The 23,415-nt window shown below is 50.4% G+C and carries 16 protein-coding genes; 12 read left to right on the top strand and 4 right to left on the bottom strand.

The annotated features are described in order from the left end of the window. The first annotated feature begins 78 nt into the window (after positions 1-78). The gene (locus C7R94_RS27805; protein ID WP_106785815.1) at positions 79-864 is read left to right on the top strand and encodes a DUF2161 domain-containing phosphodiesterase; all 786 of its coding nucleotides are present in this window, start codon (positions 79-81) and stop codon (positions 862-864) included. 31 nt (positions 865-895) lie between these two features. Here the strand turns inward: C7R94_RS27805 and C7R94_RS27800 are convergent, their stop codons facing one another. Genes C7R94_RS27800 through C7R94_RS27790 form a run of 3 tightly spaced genes read right to left on the bottom strand, consistent with a single transcriptional unit; the run spans position 896 to position 2,702 of the window. Then, positions 896-2,101, bottom strand: a complete 1,206-nt coding sequence (locus C7R94_RS27800) for an NAD(P)/FAD-dependent oxidoreductase (RefSeq protein ID WP_106785814.1) — start codon at positions 2,099-2,101, stop codon at positions 896-898. Continuing rightward, positions 2,098-2,433, bottom strand: coding sequence for a (2Fe-2S)-binding protein (locus C7R94_RS27795; RefSeq protein WP_106785813.1), 336 nt, complete (start codon positions 2,431-2,433; stop codon positions 2,098-2,100). The genes C7R94_RS27800 and C7R94_RS27795 overlap by 4 nt, the downstream gene beginning before the upstream one ends. Next, a complete protein-coding gene (locus C7R94_RS27790; RefSeq protein ID WP_047071309.1) occupies positions 2,430-2,702 on the bottom strand; it encodes a (2Fe-2S)-binding protein in 273 nt (90 codons plus the stop codon). Before C7R94_RS27790 ends, C7R94_RS27795 begins: the two co-directional genes overlap by 4 nt. Before the next feature lie 149 nt (positions 2,703-2,851). On the opposite strand from C7R94_RS27790, the gene C7R94_RS27785 reads away from it, so the two are divergent. Together C7R94_RS27785 and C7R94_RS27780 are read left to right on the top strand one after the other, a co-directional pair. Next, positions 2,852-3,919, top strand: a complete 1,068-nt coding sequence (locus C7R94_RS27785) for a M24 family metallopeptidase (protein ID WP_106785812.1) — start codon at positions 2,852-2,854, stop codon at positions 3,917-3,919. 220 nt (positions 3,920-4,139) lie between these two features. Then, entirely contained in the window at positions 4,140-5,786 is a 1,647-nt protein-coding gene (locus C7R94_RS27780) for a peptide ABC transporter substrate-binding protein (protein ID WP_106785811.1), read from the top strand. Positions 5,787-6,593: 807 nt separating this feature from the next. On the opposite strand, the gene C7R94_RS27770 is transcribed toward C7R94_RS27780, so the two are convergent. Beyond that, positions 6,594-8,354 (bottom strand): sigma-54 interaction domain-containing protein, encoded by a 1,761-nt coding sequence (locus C7R94_RS27770; protein WP_106785809.1) that lies wholly within the window; start codon positions 8,352-8,354, stop codon positions 6,594-6,596. 140 nt (positions 8,355-8,494) lie between these two features. On the opposite strand from C7R94_RS27770, the gene C7R94_RS27765 reads away from it, so the two are divergent. The 9 genes from C7R94_RS27765 (at position 8,495) to nagB (ending at position 23,369) form a co-directional block, all read left to right on the top strand. Beyond that, complete coding sequence (locus tag C7R94_RS27765) at positions 8,495-9,715, top strand: NAD(P)/FAD-dependent oxidoreductase (RefSeq protein WP_106785808.1); 1,221 nt, start codon at positions 8,495-8,497, stop codon at positions 9,713-9,715. Continuing rightward, complete coding sequence (locus C7R94_RS27760; RefSeq protein WP_106785807.1) at positions 9,684-10,709, top strand: 4-hydroxyproline epimerase; 1,026 nt, start codon at positions 9,684-9,686, stop codon at positions 10,707-10,709. Before C7R94_RS27765 ends, C7R94_RS27760 begins: the two co-directional genes overlap by 32 nt. A gap of 31 nt (positions 10,710-10,740) precedes the next feature. Beyond that, positions 10,741-11,625, top strand: coding sequence for a dihydrodipicolinate synthase family protein (locus tag C7R94_RS27755; RefSeq protein ID WP_106785806.1), 885 nt, complete (start codon positions 10,741-10,743; stop codon positions 11,623-11,625). Between the two features lie 14 nt (positions 11,626-11,639). Beyond that, complete coding sequence (locus C7R94_RS27750) at positions 11,640-13,079, top strand: aldehyde dehydrogenase family protein (protein WP_106785805.1); 1,440 nt, start codon at positions 11,640-11,642, stop codon at positions 13,077-13,079. 43 nt (positions 13,080-13,122) lie between these two features. Next, a complete protein-coding gene (locus C7R94_RS27745) occupies positions 13,123-14,127 on the top strand; it encodes a proline racemase family protein (protein WP_106785804.1) in 1,005 nt (334 codons plus the stop codon). 153 nt (positions 14,128-14,280) lie between these two features. Next, the gene (locus tag C7R94_RS27740; RefSeq protein ID WP_106785803.1) at positions 14,281-14,646 is read left to right on the top strand and encodes a YisL family protein; all 366 of its coding nucleotides are present in this window, start codon (positions 14,281-14,283) and stop codon (positions 14,644-14,646) included. A gap of 162 nt (positions 14,647-14,808) precedes the next feature. Further along, complete coding sequence (locus tag C7R94_RS27735; RefSeq protein WP_106785802.1) at positions 14,809-21,363, top strand: carboxypeptidase regulatory-like domain-containing protein; 6,555 nt, start codon at positions 14,809-14,811, stop codon at positions 21,361-21,363. Positions 21,364-21,508: 145 nt separating this feature from the next. Next, complete coding sequence (locus tag C7R94_RS27730; protein ID WP_106785801.1) at positions 21,509-22,402, top strand: MurR/RpiR family transcriptional regulator; 894 nt, start codon at positions 21,509-21,511, stop codon at positions 22,400-22,402. A gap of 202 nt (positions 22,403-22,604) precedes the next feature. Continuing rightward, entirely contained in the window at positions 22,605-23,369 is a 765-nt protein-coding gene (gene nagB / locus C7R94_RS27725) for a glucosamine-6-phosphate deaminase (RefSeq protein WP_106785800.1), read from the top strand. Positions 23,370-23,415 lie beyond the last annotated feature (46 nt).

Raw genomic sequence — 23,415 nt, 5'->3', positions numbered from 1 at the left:
ATTCAGTTTTGAAGGAATAACGAAGAGAGGAGTCAATCCACTGGATTGGCTCTTTTTCCTATAAGAGAAGGGGAGCACATGGAATCGAAAGCAGAGAAAAAATATGAAGCTGACATGTACGAACCGATTCGGAATTATTTTGTCGCACAAGGATATGAAGTTTTTGGCGAGGTCAAGCATTGCGATTTAACGGCCATCAAGGGTGAGGAACTGATCATTGTTGAGTTTAAGCGCAACCTAAGTGTGGAATTGCTCATCCAGGCAACAAAGCGACAACGCTATACCGATTTTGTTTATATGGCGATCCCGAAGCCCAAATACAAATTGTTTTCGAAAAAATGGCAAGATATATGCTACTTGGTTAGACGTCTAGAGCTCGGTCTCATTCTCGTGTCCTTTCCAAAAAGAGGTCCCGCAGTCATGGAAGTGAATATTTCACCGGGACCGTTTGATCGGGTAAAAAGCAAGCAATTCAATCAAAAAAAGCGAAGCCGCATCATTGAAGAGATGCGGGGAAGATACGGCGATTACAATGTTGGCGGCAGCTATCAAACCAAGCTCATGACGGCCTACAAGCAGAGCTGCATTCAAATCGCGACATTGCTTCAGCAGTATGGGCCGTTATCGCCTAAATTACTCAAGAGGAAAGGGGCGGGGGAGAAAACCTCGTCGATTCTTATCCAAAATCATTATGGGTGGTTTACCCGTGTGCAACGCGGGCTGTATGCAATCACTCCGACAGGAGAGAGAGAAATCGCGGAGTACCCTGAGCTCATTGCTTATTATCGAGAACAGGCAGAGGAAATTCACAGTACGCTTACTCTAGACGCAGAAAAACAAAGGCAGCCTGCCGTGAAGGATTAACAGGCTGCCTTTTCCTATTGAAGGAATGAATTTAGTGCGCGATCCATTCTGCTGTCATTTGCCCCACCAGTGCACGCCCAGCCACAATGTCTGGATGGAACTGGATCGTTGCGTTTTGCCGGACGAATTTCACCTGCTGAATGGCATCCGATAACGGCTGTTCATTCGTTAGCTTTCCCCGAGCTTTGGCGATAGAAAGTCCAGCGACCGTGCCTTGAGCCATTGCCACTTTGGCGCTTTCAATTCCCGTGATGTTGCCAGCAACATAGAGTCCGGGGACTGGTGTTCGCATGCTTTCATTGTGTAAGGGGACATGCCCACCCAAGGAGGGAACATAAGCAAAAGGACACCCGGCAATCGCTGCCAATTCAGCGAGTGGACTTAATCCGCCAGCGATACAGACGAAATCAGCTGGAATGACTTGTTCGGTTCCAGCTATGGTTGAACCATCGGCAGCTACTCGGGCGATACGAACACTCTCGACTTGAAAGGTTCCGACGATTTCCAGGGCTGCTGTTCGAAGTTGAATCGGGATATCCCACATAGAAAACCCGTTTGAGGGGTAGAGGGCCATTGACAGCTTTTGCATCCATGAATTTCTCATCAGTTTGCTTCCCCATCGAATCATCAAAGAAGGGGCAAGATGGGCGACGCGCAATAAAGATTGCAGCACTGCTTGTGGTTGCCCCGCAGTGTCACTGACAGTCGTACTAGGTGGGAGAATCATTCGATCCACCGTAATACCAGCCAACTGCAATTCCCTGGATATCGCTACCGATAAGATATTGATTCCAATGACGACTCCGCGTTGTCCTACTCGCACGCGCTGCACGTTCGTCATGACTTGAGCAGCTCCGATGGACATCACGCCAGGTAACGTCCACCCTGGCACAGGCACGGCTGCTTCAGAAGCCCCCGTAGCAATCAGGAGCAACGGGGCTATCATTTCCCCCACTGTGGTAGAAACAATCCAGCCATTTTGAGATGGGGTCAAATGGAAGACGGAAACGCCGCAACGGATCTCTACGCCAAGCCCTATCGCTTCTTGCGTGAGACGAGCAGCCTCATCTAGTCCATTCCACCACACACCGTCCGGTTCTTCGTGAAGCTGTCCAAGCAAGCGGCCCCCAGGGCGATAGAACTCATCGATTACATGAACAGCCAATCCCTGCCTTGCACTTGCAATTGCTGCGGATAAGCCCGCGGGTCCAGCCCCGATGATGATAAGGTCGATCATGCACCATGCCCTCCTTTCTTCAAGGGAGTAGGAAGGACAGAACCAGCATTCACTTGCATGCCTTCCTGCACAAGCGTCATACAAGCACGCACAGTAGGGACACCGTCTACATGCACTCTGCATTCATAGCAGTGACCGATATTGCAGTAAATTCCTCGCGGTGTTCCTTTTTCCTCATGCACCCGAAGTGTACGGACCCCTGCGGCTAAAAGAGCTCCCGCAATCGTCTCGCCTTCGTAAGCTGTATAGACAGAGCCGTTATAATAAAAAGGAAGCTGCTTTCTGTCACCGATTGAACCGAGGACCGGATGGCGATCAATTCGTTGACTCATGCCCGTTGCCCCCCAAGCGTTTGAAATGAGACGGGACGGATAGGTGGTTGGTATCCAAGAGGTACAGTATGAGAAGGCGCTTGACCAGTTACTTGCTGAATGACCTGATCGATCAATGTACGGCAGGTTCTCCCACCGCAGCAGCCCATGCCGGCTCTGGTCCGTAGCTTGAGCTCGCGTGCGGTACATTGGTAGGTTTGGGCGGTCTCTACCAATTCAGCGAGAGTTACTTCTTCACAACGGCAGATAATCAGTGGATGCGATTCCATGATGAAGCCTCCTTTCATTCTTACTTGATGAAAAAATGCAAGTGTCGTGCCATGGGAAAGCGAGTGAGAACGTCCTAGCTGGCACAATACTTGCTGAATATTCTTAAAGAAACAGCCCAATCTCAACAAACAAAAGAGGGATGACAGAGATGGAAAAGGTAGCAAGACTGCGTGCGCAATTCGATTCGCTTGGGATTGACGGGATGTTGATCACCAATGGACAAAACCGTCGATACCTCACAAACTTTACAGGTACATACGGAGTTGTCCTCATTTCAAGGGACCAGGCCAAGCTCTTTACAGATTTCCGTTACACATCTCAAGCGCAAGCACAAGCAACAGGCTTTGAGATCGTTTATTTGCCGACAAAAGAATCCGTTTACAGCGAAGTAGCGCGCCAGGCGGAAGCGATGGGGATCAACCATCTCGGCTTTGAAGAGGAGAATGTCTCGTTTGCATTGCATCGCAAATACAGCGAGGCCGTCCAAACAGCATTCATTCCGACGTCAGGTGTCATTGAGGGATTACGGATGATGAAGACAAAGGAAGAACTGGCGATCATCCGAACGGCTGCGCAAATCGCTGATGCGGCATTTTCTCATATTACATCCTTCCTGCGTCCTGGTATCACAGAGCTCGCAGTGTCTAACGAATTGGAAATGTTCATGCGAAAGAAAGGGGCGTCGGGCTCTGCTTTTGACATCATTGTTGCTTCTGGCTATCGTTCCGCGCTTCCTCATGGCGTGGCGAGTGAAAAAACGATTGAAGCGGGCGAAATGGTCACGATGGACTTCGGTGCATTGTACCAAGGGTATCGCTCAGATATTACCCGTACGGTTGCTGTCGGCATGCCTGATGAACAGCTCAAAGCCATCTACGAGATCGTTTTGGAAGCACGCAATCGGGCTGTTGCAGGCATTCGTCCCGGCATTACCGGGAAAGAGGCAGACGCCTTCGCACGGGACTACATCACGGAGCACGGCTATGGCGAGCGATTTGGACATGGGATGGGGCATGGAGTGGGCCTCGATATTCATGAAGAGCCATTTATGTCCACACGCTGCACCGCTGTTCTCCAAGAAGGCATGATTTTGACCGTGGAGCCGGGGATTTATATCCCGGTGCTTGGTGGGGTCCGTATCGAAGACGATTTGGTTGTCACAGAGAGTGGCAATGAGGTGCTGACACATTCACCGCGTGAATTGATCATTTTGTAAATCGAGAATCAAAAGTCTTGGCCGAGTAAGTGGGCTGAGGCTTTTTTGTCTAACTGCGGTGTCTAAGATTTGAAACACGACAAGGTATACAGTGTACAAAAAAATTTACAACAACCAACGCAAGAGCGAAGCCACCGACGCATTCATTTTTGGCACATCTTTTGCATTCTGATAATTCCGAAAACAAATGCATGACGACTGAATAATGGGGGTTGAGTCAATGAAAAAAAGTATGTTTGCAGTAATGAGTAGCCTAGTAGTCATGGGATTATCGTTGGCAGGATGTGGAGGAGGACAGCCAGCAGCACAGAGTAGTCAGTCGAGCACACAGCAAGCACCTGCCACCACGGCTAAAGAACCAGCAAAAACACAAGTCCTCCGCTGGAATCTTCACTCTGAACCACCTACAGGTGATCCTGGACTTGCGGAAGACACGACTTCTGCTGCCATCGTCAAAGCAGTTTTTGATGGGCTGACACGCATCGGGCCTTCGGGCAAGCCAGAGGAAGCAGTAGCCGAGAAGATTGAAGTATCGAGTGATATGAAAATATACACCTTCAAGCTGAGAGACTCCAAATGGAGCAACGGAGAATCGGTAACAGCCCACGATTTCGAATACGCGTGGAAGCGTGCTCTCGATCCGAAGACAGCGTCCAATTACGCCTACCAGCTCTATTACATCAAGAATGCGGAGAAGGCCAACAAAGGAAATGGCAGCTTGGATGATGTCGGCGTAAAAGCATTGGACGACAAGACTCTGCAAGTAGAGTTGACGAATCCAACCCCGTTTTTTCTGGAGCTAACCGCCTTCCAAACTTATTTCCCGGTAAATAAAAAAGTAGTCGAGTCCGATGAAAAATGGGCTGGAGAGGCTAAAACACATGTAGGAAATGGTCCTTTCAAAATGGAGTCTTGGGAACACAAAAGCAAAATGGTACTCGTGAAAAACGACAACTATTGGGACAAAGATAGTGTCAAGCTGGACAAGATTGAGTTCTCGATGGTGGAGGATGAAAACACAGAGCTGTCGATGTTCGAAAACGGCGAGATTGATTGGGCAGGCAGTCCGTTAAGCTCGCTGCCAACAGATGCGATGCCAGCTCTTAAAGACAGCGGAAAGCTGCAAGTGAAGCCTGTCGGTGCTACCTACTGGTATAAGTTCAATACAGAGCAACCTCCGTTCAATAACGTGAAGATTCGTAAAGCTTTTGCCTATGCCATTAACCGTCAAATTTTGATCGACAACGTACTCCAAGCAAATCAGCAGCCAGCGATGGCAGCAGTTCCTCCGACAATGGGACTCAATACGGGCGGTTATTTCAAAGACAATGATCAAGAAACGGCTAAAAAGCTGTTAGAAGAAGGAATGAAAGAGCTGGGCATCTCTAAACTGCCGCCGATCAAGCTCAGCTACAACACGTCGGAAGGGCATAAAAAAATCGCAGAAGCGATTCAGGACCAATGGCGCCAAAACCTTGGTGCAGATGTGAAGCTGGAAAATCAGGAATGGAAGGTGTACCTCGAGACCATGCACGAGGGCAACTACCAGGTCGGGCGTCTCGGCTGGTCGGGTGACTTCAACGATCCGATCAACTTCCTGGAGCTGTTCAAGGAAAAGGACGGAGGAAACAATGATACTCGCTGGGAGAATCCGAGATTCAAAGAGCTGCTGAATCAGTCCGCCACCGAGAGTGATCCGGAAAAGCGCAAGGCGATTTTGCGTGAAGCCGAGCAAATCATGATGGACGAAATGCCGATTATGCCGATCTACTTCTATACGCATACATGGGTGAGGAATGACAAGGTAAAAGGAGTTTTCCAGGATGGTCTAGGAGCAATCGACTGGAAATGGGCATCAATCGAATGATATTCGAATGGGGATGGGCTATGAAAAATGGAGAAGCGTGATAGTCGCGGCGATGTGCCAATCAAGGATCATCTACTGGAGATGCAGACGTTCTCAGGGCCGATGATTCGATCGTCAAGGTGTATTTGGGTGCGTAGGACGCGTGCAATGCTTACGTGCCAGAGGACAAAGGAGGAATCAACCATGGAATTGATCCGTATTTTGTCTGAGGTGTTGCCGCCTAAAGAGGGGCGAAGGTTTCCTGATTTTTGTTTGCGTTGGCGTGTGTTTTTATGTAAAAAGCGGCTGTAGTGGAGGGAAGAAGCGGATTTCCAGTCTACGCTTCGGCCTACGCCCCGCAAGGGGTGGATACTGTCCACTCCGGAATGAATGGCGGGAGCGCTTCAAGCGTAGAAGTTTCGAAGAGGTATTCCATAAGTGAAGCTGAAATTCCCCGCCATTCATTCCTACGCTGGGGCGGGCTCCAGAGGCGCTTGGACTGGAAATCCGCTTCTTCTTACGCGGCTTTTGTAAAACATGATTGCAAGTCGATCCAAGAAGGAAGATGAACAACTCGCGATCATTTAGTCTTCAAAATGAAGCAAAAATGCTACACGATCATGTTTCGATCACTCAAGATGATCAGCTAGTACAGAAAAGCCACCTTGACGAGCCGCAAAAACGGTTTGAAAGCTGGAAGAATACCTAACAGCTCGAAAGCCCTGTTACATGTTTGGAAGGAGACCGCCCGAACGAAGAGAGGATACAGGCGACTGGAAAACATGTGGCAGGGCTTCCCCATGCACAACCGCTAAAGGACAACGTTTTTTACTTCCCCAATTTGTTATACAGAGTGGCTCGCGATATGCCGAGTCTTTTCGCGGCGGCTTGCTTGTTGCCGTTTTCCAGCTCGATGGCGCGCAATATGACACGGCGCTCGTGTGCCTCGATTTCCTCTTGCAAGGAAAAGAGATCAGGCGGGAGCTCAATCGGTACCTGTTTCGTCTGACCTTGCAAGGAATACGGCAAATCTTCTTCTTTGATAATGCCGTCTGTCGCAAATACCACCAATCGTTCAATGGCATTTCGCAGCTCGCGAATGTTGCCTGGCCAGTCGTATTGCAGCAGGTTTTGCATCACATTTTGCGAGATGGCATGGATGGGACGGTTGTAACGTAAAGAGAATTCATAGAGAAAAAAGTGGGCGAGTTCAATTGTATCTTCAATGCGTTCTCGAAGTGGAGGAATTTTCAGCGTCACGACATTGAGCCGATAGAACAGGTCTTGGCGAAATTTCCCTTCCTTCACTAACTCCTCCAAATTTTTATTCGTGGCAGCAACCACGCGGAAGTCCGCCTCAATCTGCTTTGTCCCTCCGACCGAATAATACTTTTTCTCTTGAAGCACGCGAAGCAGCTTCACTTGCATATCGAGCGGCATTTCTCCGACCTCGTCGAGAAACAGCGTTCCTCCACGTGCCAGCTCAATCATTCCTTTTTTCCCTTTTTGATCCGCACCAGAAAAGGCACCTTTCTCGTACCCGAACAGCTCGCTTTCAAACAAAGTAGGTGAAATGGCACCGCAGTTGATGGCGATAAAGGGCGCATTGGAGCCTTCCCGCACATCATGCACGGCTTTGGCGAAAAGCTCCTTGCCGACGCCGCTTTCCCCTGTTATCAAGACGGTTGCTTGTGTAGCGCTGAGCTTTTGGATCATGGACTGGATATGGCGAATGGGGAGACTCGTTCCCTTGATCTGTGCAAATGGATCGGGTGTTGGACTGAGCTTCGCCATTTCCTGCTGCAAGTGATTCACTTTTTTATTGGCGTTCAACAGCTCCTGGTTCAGTCGGACTTGGCTCGTGATATCGGTTTCCGCCGCAACAGCACCAATGATTTTGTCATGCAAATAGATCGGATTCGTATTGATGAGCACGACAAGATCCTCTCGCGGCTGATGCTGATGACGGTAGAGAGACTGTCCGCTTTGGAGCGATTTGAGTGTTTCAAGCATTTCGAGCGGGAAGAATTCGGTAATCGGGCGACCAATCGTTTCTTTTGCTTTCAGGGAAAAGATTCGTTCAGCGCCTTCTGTCCAAACCATCACACGCGCTTTTTCATCGATGACGGAAATAGAAGCATCCATGGTCTTAATCATCGTCTCGAAATACGCTTCCAAGATCTCATACGAGGAAAAAATGGCTTGTATGACTGCGCCTCGATGAAGGTAGCCGACAGGGACTCCAGGCAGTTTTTCGATCAGGAGATAGTTGTGAGTAGCTAGCAGGTGGATGGCGTCGGCCAATGTTGAATCCAGTGTCGTCACAGCAGCTGGTTCCCAAGGGGCTTTTGTGCAATCGATCGTCAAATTGGCGGTTAAATGGGAGGAATCGGCGACATGCCAGCTGGTTTGACGCAGGGCAAATACAGGAACGGTTTCGTCCAAATAAGGAGGGAGAAGCTCTTGATCGTTGAAAATTCGTATGTTTGTCTGTATCAACTCGGTTAAGGCAGGAAGTTTGTGATTCAACCCGATCATCCCTTTTAAAAGAGGTTGTTCAAGTGTATAAAATTTTGAACATTTTCTCATTTATTATACATTCGCTCTTTGAGTTGTCAAAGAATTTAGACGAAATATTTAGAGAATCTCTCTTGGAACGATTGGCATGGCTTTTGCAAAAAACAAAAGAAGGAAGAGAGTAGCAGAATACGCATTAGAGGAGAATCAGCATGACAGTACAAACCCATGCGCAGATTGCGGTAATCGGGGGTGGCATCATCGGCGCGGCGATTGCGTATTACGCTGCGAAGGCTGGATTGGATGTCGTTGTCCTGGAAAAAGGCGAGCTGGCATCAGGGACGTCCTCGCGCTGTGACGGGAATATTTTGGCGATCGACAAGGACCCCGGCTTTGACAGCCAGATGTCCCTGAAAAGCCAGATGCTCGTTGATCAGCTTAGCCGGGAGCTGGACCATACGTTTGAATATCGGGCACCGGGGAGCATTCTCGTCTGCGAATCAGAGGCTGAGATGGAAGCCGCTCATGAATGGGTGCGACGGCAAAAAGAAGCTGGACTGCCGTTTCGGATGCTAGACCGGTCGGATATTCGGCAGGAGTCGCCCTACTTTGCCCACGATTTGCTGGGAGGCTTGGAGTGCGCCACCGATTCTACCGTCAATCCGTACATGCTGACCTTTGCCCTGTTTGAAGGCGCGAAAAAGCATGGAGCGAGGATCATTCGCCGTACAGAGGTCAAGTCGCTCAGACGTGATCAGGCGACGGGAACGTTTCACATCGGGCTTGGTACAGGCAGCATGACAGCCAAGCAGGTCGTCAACGCCGCGGGGGTGTGGGCACCAGTCATTGGCCAAATGGTCGGGGTGGACATTCCGATCGTTCCGCGCAAAGGGCATTTGATCGTCGCCTCGAGACAGATGCCTGTCGGTGTGCGAAAGGTGATGGAATTCGGCTATCTCATCTCGAAGTTTGGCGGAGTGCGACAAGTAGACGAGGAGACAGAGAAGTACGGAGTCGCGCTCGTATTTGAACCGACAGAAAGCCAGAACTTTTTGATTGGCTCCAGTCGTCAGTTTGTCGGGTTCGATACGCAGATTGATCTGAATGTCGTCAGGTGCATGGCGAGAAGAGCACTGCGCTTTTATCCGAAGATCGCCGACTTTGCCATAATCCGCACCTATTGCGGTTTGCGCCCGTGGACAGAGGATCACTTGCCGATTATTTCTCGCGTAGAGGAAGTTCCCGGTTACTTTATCGCGGCTGGTCATGAAGGAGATGGAATCAGTCTGGCTGCCGTCACAGGCAAGCTGGTGTCCGAGATGCTAGTCGATCAGACAGACACCATCATTCCGACAGAGCCGCTGCGTTTGGACCGGTTTACTAAAAAGGAGTGTTGCATCCATGAAAGCAACGAGGGTGTTTACCACTATTGACACGCATACCGGGGGAAATCCTACCCGTACGGTAATCAGTGGTCTGCCAAAGCTTACCGGAGCCACGATGGGAGAAAAAATGCTCCTGATGAAGGCCGAGTACGACTGGATTCGCACGCTTTTGATGTATGAGCCGCGCGGGCATGATGTGATGTCTGGAGCCTTGATTGTTGATCCGTGTCATCCGGATGCAGATATAGGGGTTATCTATATCGAGACGGGCGGATACTTGCCGATGTGCGGCCACGATACGATCGGTTTATGTACCGCGCTGGTGGAGACAGGCATGATCCACGTAACTGAGCCGGTGACAAAGCTTACGCTCGATACGCCAGCAGGATTGGTTGAGGTAGACATACAGGTGGAGGGAGGAAAAGCCAAGGAAGTATCGTTTGTGAACATTCCAGCCTTTCTCTATCAGCAAGATGTGACTGTAGAAGTAGAAGGGATTGGAGCGGTGACCTGCGATATTGCCTACGGTGGAAACTTTTATGCCATCACGGATGCACGCAAGCTCCATCTCGAACTGATACCCGCGAATGCATCCACCATTGTCGATACGGCCGTCACGATTCGAAAAGCGATTAATCAGGCCATGGAGATCGTTCATCCAGAGAAGCCGTTTATTCGCGGGCTGACCCATGTGGAGTTCTATACGGCCCCTGACAATCCGGGAGCGGATGTGAAAAATACCGTCGTCGTACCACCGGGTGGAATAGACCGATCACCTTGTGGAACGGGCACTTCCGCCAAGCTGGCGACCTTGTTTGCCAAAGGGGAGATTGGAATAGACGAACCGTTTGTGCATGAGAGCATTGTCGGTTCTCTGTTTACAGGAAGAGTGCTGCAGGTGACGGAGGAGGGGGGGCTGCCTGCTGTCATCACCCGAATTGCAGGCTCGGCCTGGCTGTTGGGCAAGCATACGATTTTTTACAATCCGGAAGACGAGCTGGCGAATGGCTTTTTGCTCATCCCAGCCGCAACTGATCATTAAAACAAAACCCAAATGGGAGAGGAGAATGAAAATGGCAAGATTTGAAGGAGTGTACGTGGCGATTGTCACGCCATTTACAAATGATTATGAGGTGGATTACAACCGTTTGGCAGAATTGTGTGACTGGTTGATTCAGGAGGGCGTAGACGGACTGGTTCCATCCGGTTCGCTGGGAGAATACGCGACAATGACCGGAGAAGAGCGGGCAAAAGTCATTCATACCGTGATCGCTGCCGCAAAAGGTCGGGTCCCTGTGGTCGTAGGCTCTGCTGCTCCGTCTACCCGTCAAGCAGTGGAATGGGTGCAATTCTCCAAGGATGCGGGAGCAGCAGGCGTGATGGCCTTGCCCCCGATTAACTACAAGCCATTGGAAAATGAAGTGTTTGCCCACTACGAGGCACTGAACACTGTCGGGCTGCCGATTATTGCCTATAACAATCCGCACGACTACAAAATCGACCTGACGCCGGACATATTGGCAAGACTGGCGAAGTTTGAAAATATCGTCGCTGTGAAAGAGTTCTCCGGTGACGTGCGCCGCATGCAGGACATTCTCGCCCAGACGGACTTGGAAGTCATGGTCGGTGTAGACGATCTCGTCATGGAGGGCGGCTTGATCGGGGCAACAGGCTGGATTTCGGGTGTGCCGAATGCGCTGCCAAAAGAAGGAGTAGAGCTGTTCCGTTTGGCACGGGCAGGCAAACTCGCCGAAGCACAAGCGCTTTATCGTCGCTTGTTGCCACTGTTCCACTATGATGCGAGTCCACAGCTGGTACAATCGATCAAATACATGATGGAGCTGGCGAATTTCCCAGTAGGACCGACTCGTCCGCCGCGTCTGCCGCTGACTGAAGAATACTACGCAGGCATTAAAAAGGCGTTTGACTACGCTGTCGGCGCTGCAAGTGGACGATAAGGGGGACGGGCAGGATGCATAGCAAAAACTGGATTGGCAGCGAATGGATCACGCCGTCAGGGAAGGAACTAACGGTCAAAAACCCGTCGCGTATCACGGAAGAAGTCGGTGTTCTGCATCTGTCTGACCGGTCACATGTTTTTGCCGCTGAAGAGGCAGCGCGTGCGGCACAAATCGGCTGGGCAAAACAAACGGGTGCGGTTCGTGGCGAAATCCTGTTTCAAATGGCTGCCGCCTTAGAGGCAAATGCAGACAGCTTGGCACAGCTGGCAAGCCGGGAGATGGGCAAGCAGCTTGGCGAGATGCGCGGAGAAGTGGCGCGCGGGGTCAGTCTGTTGCGTTATTATGCCGGAGAAGGGATGCGTTCCAACGGCAACCTGATTCCTTCTTCAGATACAAACGTTCTGCAATACAGCCGTCGTGTCCCGCTCGGAGTCGTGGCAATCATCACACCATGGAACTTCCCCGTTGCGATCCCCATCTGGAAGATCGCCCCTGCCCTTATTTGCGGGAACACGGTCATCTGGAAGCCAGCAGAAAATGGTTCACTCACGGCGACACGACTAGCTGAAATATTTGCGGAAACAAAGCTACCTGCGGGTGTGCTGAATCTGGTGATCGGCAAGGGCCGGGAGATCGGTCATACACTCACGAATGAAGCCGAAGTCGATGCAGTCAGCTTCACTGGCTCATCGGAAACAGGCAGACAGATTGCCATCGCGTGCGCGAGTCGCAATATAAAATATCAAACGGAAATGGGCGGAAAAAATGCAGCAGTCGTTTTGGCTGATGCTGATCTGGACAAAACGGTTCCGATTTTGCTCAGCGGCGCGTTTCGATCGGCTGGTCAAAAATGTACGGCTACGAGCAGGATCATTGTAGAGAAGGCGATCTACCAGCCACTTGTCGAGCGACTGCAATCAGCTATGGAGACGTGTCGGGTAGGAGATGCCAGCGATCTGGAAGCGTATTTGGGTCCTGTTGCCTCGGCTGCACAGTATGAGATGGTTGGGAAGTTCATCGCATTGGCTAACGATGAAGCGACAGTCATTGCCCAAAGCCCATCATATGCAAAAGAAGAGCAAGGCTATTACATCCGTCCCCAAATTGTCGAGGGTGTCGCTGCCAATCATCGCCTCGTTCAGGAGGAAGTGTTCGGACCATTGGCTGTGCTTTTGACAGCAGACGGTTTTGACGAGGCGGTGGAGCTGTGCAATCAGTCTGTATACGGACTGAGCGCTTCGCTGTTTACCCGAGATTTGGCGAGTGCCCATCGCTTTTTGGATGTGGCGCAGGCGGGGATGGTTCGGGTCAATCAGGAGACGGCAGGTGTGGAATACCAGGCTCCATTTGGCGGCATGAAGCTGTCCAGCTCACATACACGGGAGCAGGGTCAGGCGGCGCTTGATTTCTACAGTACGACGAAGACTTGCGCGATCAAATACGCGTGGTGATTCATCAAGCTTTTCGCCAATCGCATAAAAAGGTGAGGATGTCATGCACATCAATCAGTTGTTTACGACGATCGAGGCCCATACCGGAGGGGAGCCGCTGCGCATCATAACAGGCGGTATCCCACCGCTCGCGGGCAAGACGATTCTGGAAAAGCGGCGTTACTTTCGGGAGGAGCTGGACCATATCCGGCGGGTACTCATGTATGAGCCGCGTGGGCATCATGGGATGTACGGCTGTGTCATGACAGAGCCTGTCAGCACAGATGCGGCATTTGGAGTGCTGTTCATGCATAACGAGGGCTACAGTACAATGTGCGGGCATGGAATCATTGCGGTTGTGACGGCTGCCATTGAGACTGGAATACTTCGGCTGAAAGATCCAACAGAGCGTATTGTGATTGACAGTCCGGCAGGAAGAATCATTGCACACGCCACTGTGGAAGAATCACTGGTCCATTCCGTCTCGTTTGAAAATGTCCCCTCCTTTGTTTTGGCACAAGACGTTCCCATTGAGTGGGGAGGACGTACTTTTTCGGTGGACATTTCTTTTGGCGGAGCATTCTATGCAGTCGTACAGGCGGAAGATATCAGGGTTCAGGTGGGTATTGAACAATTGGCCGAGCTGCAAGAGTGGGGCAAGCGAATCAAGGAACAAATCGAGGCGAAAATGGAGGTCGTTCATCCGTTGGAGCCAGAGCTTAAAGGTATTTACGGGGTGATTATCTCAGATAAGCCGAGAGTGGAAGGATCAGACCTGCGAAACGTGACGATTTTCGCCGATAAGCAGATCGATCGCTCACCATGCGGTACAGGTACTGCGGCTCGTGTAGCCACCTTGCATGCGCGAGGCAAGCTGGCTCTTGGAGAATCGTTTGTCCATGAAGGAATTGTCGGGAGCCAGTTTATCGGCAAGGTAGTAGCAACCACGCAGGTGGGGAGCTATCCGGCTGTCATCCCGAGCATAGAAGGCAAGGCGTTTATTACAGGTCTGCATCAATTTGTCGTTGACCCTGCGGACCCGCTGAAAGACGGGTTTTTACTGCGATAGGATCGTTTGCTAGAAAAAGGAGGTTGCCGACCACAGGCAGCCTTTTTTCATCCTCCAAAAAAGCCTGGTCACAATACTGCCACGCATTGGGACATCAGCATTTTTTCCCTGCTTCTGGTATAATGGACAAGATTGAATTTAGGAGTAAAGGGGTTGAATTTTTTGCCGTACAAAGCGTTAATTGAAGCGCATGTGGGTAGCTGGGAAGTCGCATTCGTGCTCTTGATCGTTGCCTACATCCTGTATCGCGTGGGCAAAGCAAAAGCAGGCAAGATCGTACATATGCTGCTCAGACTCATGATGGTCATCATTCTTGTATCGGGAGCTTGGATGCTTTTCGTGGGTCACGCAACAGATTTCTATTACTACGTGAAAGGCATCATCGCGGTTATCGCCTTCGGTTTGATGGAAGTGTCCTTGGGCAAAGCAAAGCGACAAGAAGGCAGCATCGGCTTCTTCATCGGCTGTATTGTCGTATTGGTGCTGGTTATTCTGCTTGGCTATCGCGTATTTATGTAAGATAGGCAATATAGGAAAGAAAAGGGTTTCCTCGCAAGAAATATTTGCGGGCGAAAGCCCTTTTTTTGTAGGGACGGGCACGGATAAGCCAATTAGCAAAGGGAGGGCGGGGGCCATCTCACTCTATGTACATATGTTAGAGGGAAGAGGTGAGGAACAAAAATGGCCTATCCTTCTGACAGTCAATTTATCCCGTTTATACTCGGGGGAAGTCCATTCGGAGACGTCCCAAACGATGAAAGTCCCGGCTCTGTCGACTTGGTAGGAAACTCTACGTTTCCCGTTGCCTTTTCAGCGTACGATGGAACGTATCTCTACTTTCGGATGAGAGTCAATGAAGATCCAAGAAATTCGCAAAAAACGGGTTTTCAAAATTTTTCCTGGGGTTATTTAATCAATACAACTGGAGTGGCTGGCACCTATCAATGGATGTTAAGTGTGCAGGGCTTGCGCAATCGCATTGCCTTGATCCAAAACACGGTCGTAGAATTCAACTCTTGGAATGATCCGGCAGAAGGCACAAACGGCAGTGGAGCGCCAAACTGGCAAGCGCCGATCATCAATTTTGACACGGCTCGTGTGCGGGTAACGAATGACGGCTCTAATTTTAGCGGCAATCCTGATTACTTCATTGATCTCGTCATGCCGGCTGCTACTTTTTTTTCAACGATCGGTGTTACCTCTCTTACTTCCCTTCGTTTCCTGCCGTTTACTTCCGCGAATGAAAATAACTACAACAAGGACTCTCTTCGAATCAGTGAGGGCTATACCTTTGAAAATTCCCAGAGTAATAACACTACAATATCTGCGGGAGATGTACGTGCGAAACTTGCGATTGCCAAGCAGGTAACAGCAGGATCAGCCGTGGTTACCACAGGACAACTATCGCAATGGACAGGTTCGATCACTGTGACTAATACCGGGAAGAGCCAGGCAACAACAGTCATTGTCAACGATTTGATCGAGCTGGATCAGGTAACGGCTTTTACGGTAAATGCAACAAGCACTGGCTCTGTCAGTTACAATCCCCTGACGAAGGTACTCAGCTGGACGATCGGGAATTTGGCCGCTGGTTCTACTGCCAGCTTGTCGTTTACGGTCAGTGGGGTTTTCGCTGTCTCTCCAGGCGGAACGCGGCGGTTAAACACAGCGACAGTCACTGGTGTAGACAGTTTTTCTGGCGGGACGCTTTCTCCTGTTCAGGATAATATTGTCATCACGGTTAACTTGGCTGGAAGTGTTGCAGGCGTGGTGCTTGACCAGTCCACGAACTTGCCTGTAGCAGGTGCGCAGGTTCAGCTATATGATTCGATTCCCGTACTAATCGGAACGACGACAACAGACACAGATGGTGCCTATTCGTTTACTGGATTGGCCCCTGGTCTGTATTCTGTGTCGGTGACCGCGCCGACCTATGACCCCAAAATTCAATTCGTGAGTGTTTTGGCAGGGCAAACCACAAGAGCAGATATTTTGCTTCCTCCAAGTCCAGGTCAGGTGAACGGGACGATAACCGATATCGGATTGGCCCCCATCTCAGGGGCAGTGGTCAAGCTTATTAATACGACAGGCGTGACCGTAAACCAGACAGTGACAGGCGCAGGGGGAACCTATCAGTTTACCAATGTCGTGCCCGGTGCCTATACCCTTGCAGTCAGTGCGGATACATTCCAGCCAGCGACAGTCGCAATCAATGTCATTCGAGCCCAGACGACTACACAAAATGCAGTGCTCCAAACATCCGTTGCCCAGCTTTCCGGACTGGTAACAGGTCCTGGCGGCATACCGATTGCGGGGGCATTGGTGGAAGTGCTGAACCAGACAGGTATTACGCTGACGGAAACGACAACAGATGGAGCTGGCACGTATCTGCTGACCAAGCTCGCAGAAGGTGTTTATCAAATCCGTGTCAGTGCCGCGGGCTTTTCCACACAATTAGCTGGAATCAGTCTGCAAGTGGGCGATGCCAAGGTACTTAATTTTTCTTTGACGATTGCATTTGGAACGGTAAGTGGAACCATTTCCGATGCGCAAACGGGTGAGGGAATCCCAAATGCGAGCATCAAGGTGGTAACTCGTTCAGGGATTTCTGTAGGAGAGACATTAACCGACGCGAATGGGGACTACTTTTTATCCTTGCTAGGTCCCCAAACCTATGTCCTTACGGCTGCTGCAGAGGGGTATGCGGGTCAAACCGTTGGGATAGATATCAATCCTGGAGCTACTACACCGGTTGACCTCCAATTGGAAAAACTGGCAGGCGTATTGAATGGGACTGTCTCGGACACAGGAAGCAATCCGCTTGATAATGCCACTGTCATTGTATTGAAGGGAAATGTTCCTGTGGCGCAGGCCATTACCGACAGCGCAGGCACCTTTTCCTTCCCGCACTTAGCTCCTGGCACGTATACCGTAATCGCTTCGGCTTCTGGTTATTCCACTGGTGTGCTGGGCTCAACTGTGCTTCCTCAGGAAATATCGTCCCTTGCTTTTGTCCTGCAAGCTTCTCCGGGATCAATCGCAGGACAGGTAGTCGACAGCGGCAATCAGCCGATTCAGGGTGCCACTGTCATCATTAGGGAAAATACGGCAGCAGGTGCTGTTGTTGCTACTGTATTGACGGATGGAAGTGGACAGTATGTGGTACCTGATCTGCTGCCGCAGGCGTACGTCGTCATCGTATCTGCTCCGAATAAAACGACAGTGATCACAGGGGCAATCGTCACCTCATTGACGACAACAACGGTGAATGTACAGCTGGCAGACTTGCCGGGAAGTATTTCAGGCTCGATTTTGGATGCTATCTCGGGTCTGCCGATAGCAGGTGCTACGATAGAGGTTAGCGTGTTGAACCAAGCAGGGGCAATTGTCGCCCATGCAAATAGCGATCTGTCTGGGAACTACGAGATCACAGGGCTTGCACCCGGCGTTTACACCATTACCGCCCGTGCAGCCAATTATGAAACGAACAGCGCTTCCGTCACTGTACTTGCGAATACGAATACACCTGTCAGCTTATCGTTGTTTGCGAGCCCGGGTGAGATCCAAGGTCAGGTGCTCGCTGCAGGGACGTTACAGCCGATAGCAGGTGCACAAGTAAATGCACTCGATTCCAATGGCTCTGTCGTGCATTCGGTTTACAGCGATAGTCAAGGAAGCTTTGTTATCACGGGCTTGGCGCAAGGTCAATACGTCATCAGTGCTTCAGCGGATGGCTTTCAGTCCAATCATGTCGGGGCATTTGTGCTCGCGAATACAACTACTCCTGTCCAGCTTCAGCTCAATCAGGATTTCGGTTTTATTAGCGGTATAGTAGCACCTGTCGTAGCGGGAACTACCATTCAATTGTTTGATATCAATAACCTGTTGATCGGTACTGTCGTCGCAGATGGGAATGGGGCGTTTTCATTTTCAGGGGTGGCACCAGGCTCTTATGTCCTTACATCTACGGCTTCTGGCTACGCTGTTCAATCTGTTGGGGCAATCGTCCAGCCTGGGCAGACGGCGAACGTTTCCTTTACGCTTATCCCGAATCCAGCCAGTATTTCTGGAACCGTGCTAGATACGGGGATGCAGCCGATTGTCAATGCCGTTGTCCGGATTCTGGATTTGAACGAGACGACAATAGGCTTTGGTTATACGGATTCAAACGGGGCCTATACAATTGGCAACCTGCCTACCGGATCATTTGTCGTGGTGGCAAGTGCCCCTGAATATGTTACAGGCTCGGTTGGAGTTACACTTGGACCCGGTGAAAATAAAACCGGAGTAGACTTTACTCTTGAGGCGAATGCAGGCGGGATTAGTGGACAGGTAACAGACGCGACGAATCCCGCGATATTCATTGCAGGAGCAATTGTTCTGATTCGTTCCATAAGTGACGGAAATGTAGTGGCTACAGCAAGTACCGACCAGACAGGCAGCTATTTGATTGAACATCTGTTGCCGGGTGCTTATACCGTCACGGTAAGTGCACCTAGCTATGCTGATCAATCAGTAGGGGCCAATGTAGTCAGCGGAGAAACGACGGGGGCTAGCGTGGCGCTTTTGCCCATGCCTGGGTCCATTGTGGGAAGTGTTATAAACAGCTTGGGCGTACCTGTTACGGGAAGCGAAATCAACGTCAAGCTGATGGATAGCAATCAAGCCGTCATACAGAGCTTGCTGGCGAATGAATCGGGCGTGTTTTTCTTTGCGAGTGTCGCTCCCGGCGTTTACACCGTCATCGCTTCAGCGCCTGGGTATGCGGTAGGAAGTATCGGCGTAATCGTGACTGCCAATACGGCAACTTCAACGACCGTCACGTTACCTGACTTGCCGGCGGCTATCTCGGGTGTGGTTACCAATCAGATGACGGGATTCGGGATTCCGGGAACCACCGTGCTCATTACGGATGACCATGGTGTTGTGCTTGCTCAATTATTGACAGACGATCAAGGAAATTTTTTGGCAGAGAAGCTTCCACCGGGTGTCGTGAATGTGACTGTTTCTGCGCCGAATTTTGTATCCGTCTCGCAGGCGGTTATTTTGCAAGGGGGCATTACCGCCAACTTTCAGCAGGCATTAGTTCCTAATCCTGGCAGTTTATCTGGCGTTGTGATTGATCTGGAGACGGGCTTGCCGATCATTGGCGCAACGGTAACCGTCTTCGACAGCACTCGTGCCGCTGTGGGCTCTGTACTGACAGATGCAACTGGAAACTTTTCGCTTGATAGACTGGCTCCCGGAGGGTACACCGTCAATGTCAATGCAACTGGATATGCAAGCGATGTAGCTGGCGCACAGATACAAGCTGGTGCGGCGTCCGTATTAAGCTTTGCGTTAAACCAGTTGCCCGGTGGGATTGCTGGTACAGTTCGAGAGGTAGGTACGGCCTCGCCGATTGCCGGTGCGGTCATTACTATTCGACAAGGAAGTCCGTCTGGAACGATACTGGCTATTGTCCTGACGAATGAGCAGGGGCAGTATATGGTGAGTGGACTTTCCCCGGGGAGCTATACACTGATTGCGAGTGCTACGGGATTTGCTGCTGAGGCTTCGACAGCTATGGTCGGATTGGGAGCGACTACTGGTCTTGATTTTTCTTTGCAGAGTCTGCCTGCAAATGTCACAGGACAAATTAGTGACGCCCTTCTCGCCACTCCATTGCCGAATACGCTCGTCCGCTTGCTGGGCAACAATAACACGATTCTCTTTTCTACCCAGACAGACGCTCAGGGGATATACTTCATCGATGGATTTGTGGCTGGAAATTACACCATTTTGGCAAGGAACGAAAGCTATCAGAGGGAGAGTGTCTCCTTTGATGTAGCTCCTGGGGGAACAGCTACTGTCAATATCCCGTTGAACCCGAATCCTGGTGTTTTGGAGGGCACTGTCAGGGATGCGTTTGATGGTACGCCACTGGTAGGGGCGGAAGTATTGATCTATTTCCCTGGCACAAACAACTTGTTGTCTCGTACGATTACGGATGGTCTCGGGCAGTTTAAAATCGACGGCTTGGCTCCATTAACCTATACACTTGCGATAAGCACTCAAAACTACACCACACAGCCTGTTGGTGCGACGATTTTTTCCGGGCAGACGACTACGATAGATGTGGGGCTTCCCCCTTTTCCAGCTACTGTAACAGGTCAGGTACAGGCTGCTAGTGGAGGTGTTGTTCCCAATGCATTGGTGCAGGTGAAGGATTCACATGGAACATTGTTCGGCAGTGCAATCACGGATGACTTGGGCAATTTCTCTGTTGGTAACCTTCCGCCTGGGACGTATTTGATTAGCGCAAGTGAAGATAGCTACGAAACAGCAACACAAAGCATAACAGTGCCATCTGGACAGACAATCAGCGGAGTCATTCTCACGATGTCTCCTCTTCCAGGCAACATCCTCGGACAGGTGACCAATCAGTTGACGGGACTCCCGATCACAGGGGCGGCCGTTGCGATTCAGTTGTTTTCAAACGGCTTGTTTGTTGCCAACACCGTTACGAACCAGAGTGGACAATTCCAGGTGAAAGGCTTGGCGGACGGAGAGTACAATGTCATCGCAAGCGCAGATGGCTTCGGGACACATTACAGTACAGTTACGGTCGCAAGAGGGCAGACGACCGCGACAACAGTCGAGCTATTGCCATTCGTCGGGACGATATCCGGCATTGTCCTCTTGCCAGACGGAAGTCAAGCAAGTGGTAACAATATTCAATTGTCGCTATTCCTTTCAAACCAGATTCGCCTGCAAAATATCCTGGCTGAGCCGGATGGAACATTCCATTTTGTCAATGTGGCTCCGGGGACGTATACCGTTATCGGGACCATCCCGGGCATTGGTACCGGTCAGGCAGAAGCAGTCGTCTTGCCGAACCAAACAACCTTTATCATCATCCGCCTTTCTCAAACGGGTACGATACAAGGAACGGTTCGATCTGGTTTAACAGGTTTGCCAGTTGTTGGGGCGTCCGTGTATGTGCAAACGGTGAATCAACCAATCATAACGACTGTGGTCGTCCAAACAGACAGCTTCGGCAGGTACAAGGTGACTGGTCTTGCTCCTGGCACCTACCTGGTTGTAGCCAATGCGATGGGGAGTGGAGAAGCGAGAGGGACAGTAACGCTAGGTGCAGGAGAAATCGTGACGCTCGATCTGGTTCTGGTTCCAGTAGCCATGAGCGGATCTTTTCGAGTCGCAACATGTCCGACCATTTTGTTTACCGCATTTTGACGATTTGGAGAATTACTCCACTGAAAAATATAAATATGGCGGATAACTCCTTTTTTGATATAATAGCTGTAGAAATACAGCTATTTTGTTTTGGGTAAAAACAACTGTGGGAATCCTGACTTTTATTCAAGGGGGAGCGAGCCATATGGTGAAACAGCAGGAGGAGCTGTCCCATCCATTGACAGCTGCCATGACGAAGACAAATACGCTTTTGCATATTCAGAGTCTCCTTCCTTCCTTTACGAAATCGGAGCAAAAGGTTGCCCATATCGTCTTGCAGCAGACAGACAGCGTGATTTATTCATCGGTGATTGACCTTGCTGAAAAGGCCGGAGTGGGTGAGACGACCGTTTTGCGATTTTGCAGGAAAATAGGCTTCCATGGCTACCAGGAGTTCAAGCTGGCATTGGCGCAGGAATTGGTCAATCCAGTCAAAAACTTGCATGGCGAGGTAGGAGAAGACGATTCACTGGACATCATTACGCACAAAGTGACCGCAACCAATCAACAGGCAATTGGAGATACCTCAGCCCTGCTTCAAATCGAACAGCTGGAGCGCTGTGTAGATCTTTTGCAAAAAGCAAACACGATCCATTTTTACGGGGTAGGTACATCAGCAGTAACAGCCCAGGATGCCAAATACACGTTCTTGCGGATCGGGCTGCGCGTAGACGCTTTTAATGAATCGCATCTACAAGCGATGGCTGCGGCAACTCTGGGACCGGGGGATGTCGCGATTGGTTTGTCTGTATCAGGCAGTACGAAAGACACGATTGATTCATTGAAAGTCGCCAAACAGGCAGGCGCAACTTGCATTTGCCTGACGCACTATCGACGCTCACCGATTACGAATGTAGCGGACATTACGCTTTTGACCGCAGCGCAAGAAGGTCCGTTGCAGGGAGGCTCTCTCGCAGCCAAAATTGCACAGCTGCATGTACTGGATGTCATCAGTACGACAATCACGATGCGCAACAAGGAAAAGGCCCTTTTATATAAAGAGAGAACAGCGAAGGCTGTCCTAGAGAGAAAATATTAAGTGGTAGTTCAAAAAGTCATCTTTTGATCATGAAGTAGTACAGGGAGCTCATTCGACTTCGAAATTGGCGTTCACCTTCGAAGTCCGGTGCTCATGTAGTTTACCTACACTCCGCTCCTCCTTCTTCAGGTTCTCGCCACTTTCTCGATGCTGAAAAGACGACTTTTTGAACTTATCTCATATGGAATAGGAGTGGTTGGAAATGAAACTCGTGGTGGTGAAAGATTACGCGGAGCTTAGCAGAAAAGCTGCTGAAATGCTCGTGAGCGAAGTAAAAGCAAATCCGAAGACCGTCCTTGGCCTTGCAACCGGAGGCACACCAGTAGGGATGTACCGTGAGCTCATCAAGCTGTCGCAAGCGGAGAGAATCGATTTTTCGCAAGTGAGCAGCTTTAATCTGGATGAATACGTCGGGCTTTCCTCGACTCATCCGCAAAGCTATCGCTCGTATATGGAAGAAAACTTGTTCAATCACATCAACATTCCTGCGGAGAAAACACATGTGCCAGTTGGGAATACGACAGACCATTTGGCAGAGTGTGCACGCTATGAGGAAGCGATCCGATTGGCAGGCGGGATCGACATCCAGGTGCTGGGGATCGGCAATAACGGCCATATTGGCTTCAACGAGCCTGGCTCCCCTGCCGACTCGGTGACGCGTGTGGTCCAGCTCACTGACAGTACGATTGAAGCAAATGCCCGTTATTTCGATAGTGTGGATCAGGTGCCGACTCAGGCCATTTCCATGGGGATCAAGACGATTCTTGGCGCTAAAAAAGTCGTACTTCTTGCAAGTGGAGAGGCAAAGGCAGAAGCAGTGCGATTGATGCTAGAGGAAGAGCCTACGGCAGATGTACCAGCTTCCTTATTGCAATTGCATCCGGATGTAACCGTTATTGTAGATCAGGAAGCAGCGAGCAAGCTGACAACCTCCGTGCTGGCAGGAACGAAACCAAGCGGCATTTAATGCACCGCTTGGTTTTCATTTTGCTTGTTCACCAATCTGTTCGGAA

The organism is Brevibacillus sp. NRRL NRS-603, assembly GCF_003013445.1.
In the GTDB taxonomy this organism is placed as follows: domain Bacteria; phylum Bacillota; class Bacilli; order Brevibacillales; family Brevibacillaceae; genus Brevibacillus; species Brevibacillus formosus.
This window is presented reverse-complemented; position numbering and strand designations above follow the sequence as displayed.

Excerpts from the sequence above, each read along its gene's own strand:
- C7R94_RS27805 (WP_106785815.1), top strand. The coding sequence starts at position 79 with ATGGAATCGAAAGCAGAGAAAAAATATGAAGCTGACATGTACGAACCG.
- C7R94_RS27800 (WP_106785814.1), bottom strand. The coding sequence starts at position 2,101 with ATGATCGACCTTATCATCATCGGGGCTGGACCCGCGGGCTTATCCGCA.
- C7R94_RS27795 (WP_106785813.1), bottom strand. The coding sequence starts at position 2,433 with ATGAGTCAACGAATTGATCGCCATCCGGTCCTCGGTTCAATCGGTGAC.
- C7R94_RS27790 (WP_047071309.1), bottom strand. The coding sequence starts at position 2,702 with ATGGAATCGCATCCACTGATTATCTGCCGTTGTGAAGAAGTAACTCTC.
- C7R94_RS27785 (WP_106785812.1), top strand. The coding sequence starts at position 2,852 with ATGGAAAAGGTAGCAAGACTGCGTGCGCAATTCGATTCGCTTGGGATT.
- C7R94_RS27780 (WP_106785811.1), top strand. The coding sequence starts at position 4,140 with ATGAAAAAAAGTATGTTTGCAGTAATGAGTAGCCTAGTAGTCATGGGA.
- C7R94_RS27770 (WP_106785809.1), bottom strand. The coding sequence starts at position 8,354 with ATGAGAAAATGTTCAAAATTTTATACACTTGAACAACCTCTTTTAAAA.
- C7R94_RS27765 (WP_106785808.1), top strand. The coding sequence starts at position 8,495 with ATGACAGTACAAACCCATGCGCAGATTGCGGTAATCGGGGGTGGCATC.
- C7R94_RS27760 (WP_106785807.1), top strand. The coding sequence starts at position 9,684 with ATGAAAGCAACGAGGGTGTTTACCACTATTGACACGCATACCGGGGGA.
- C7R94_RS27755 (WP_106785806.1), top strand. The coding sequence starts at position 10,741 with ATGGCAAGATTTGAAGGAGTGTACGTGGCGATTGTCACGCCATTTACA.
- C7R94_RS27750 (WP_106785805.1), top strand. The coding sequence starts at position 11,640 with ATGCATAGCAAAAACTGGATTGGCAGCGAATGGATCACGCCGTCAGGG.
- C7R94_RS27745 (WP_106785804.1), top strand. The coding sequence starts at position 13,123 with ATGCACATCAATCAGTTGTTTACGACGATCGAGGCCCATACCGGAGGG.
- C7R94_RS27735 (WP_106785802.1), top strand. The coding sequence starts at position 14,809 with ATGGCCTATCCTTCTGACAGTCAATTTATCCCGTTTATACTCGGGGGA.
- C7R94_RS27730 (WP_106785801.1), top strand. The coding sequence starts at position 21,509 with ATGGTGAAACAGCAGGAGGAGCTGTCCCATCCATTGACAGCTGCCATG.
- nagB (WP_106785800.1), top strand. The coding sequence starts at position 22,605 with ATGAAACTCGTGGTGGTGAAAGATTACGCGGAGCTTAGCAGAAAAGCT.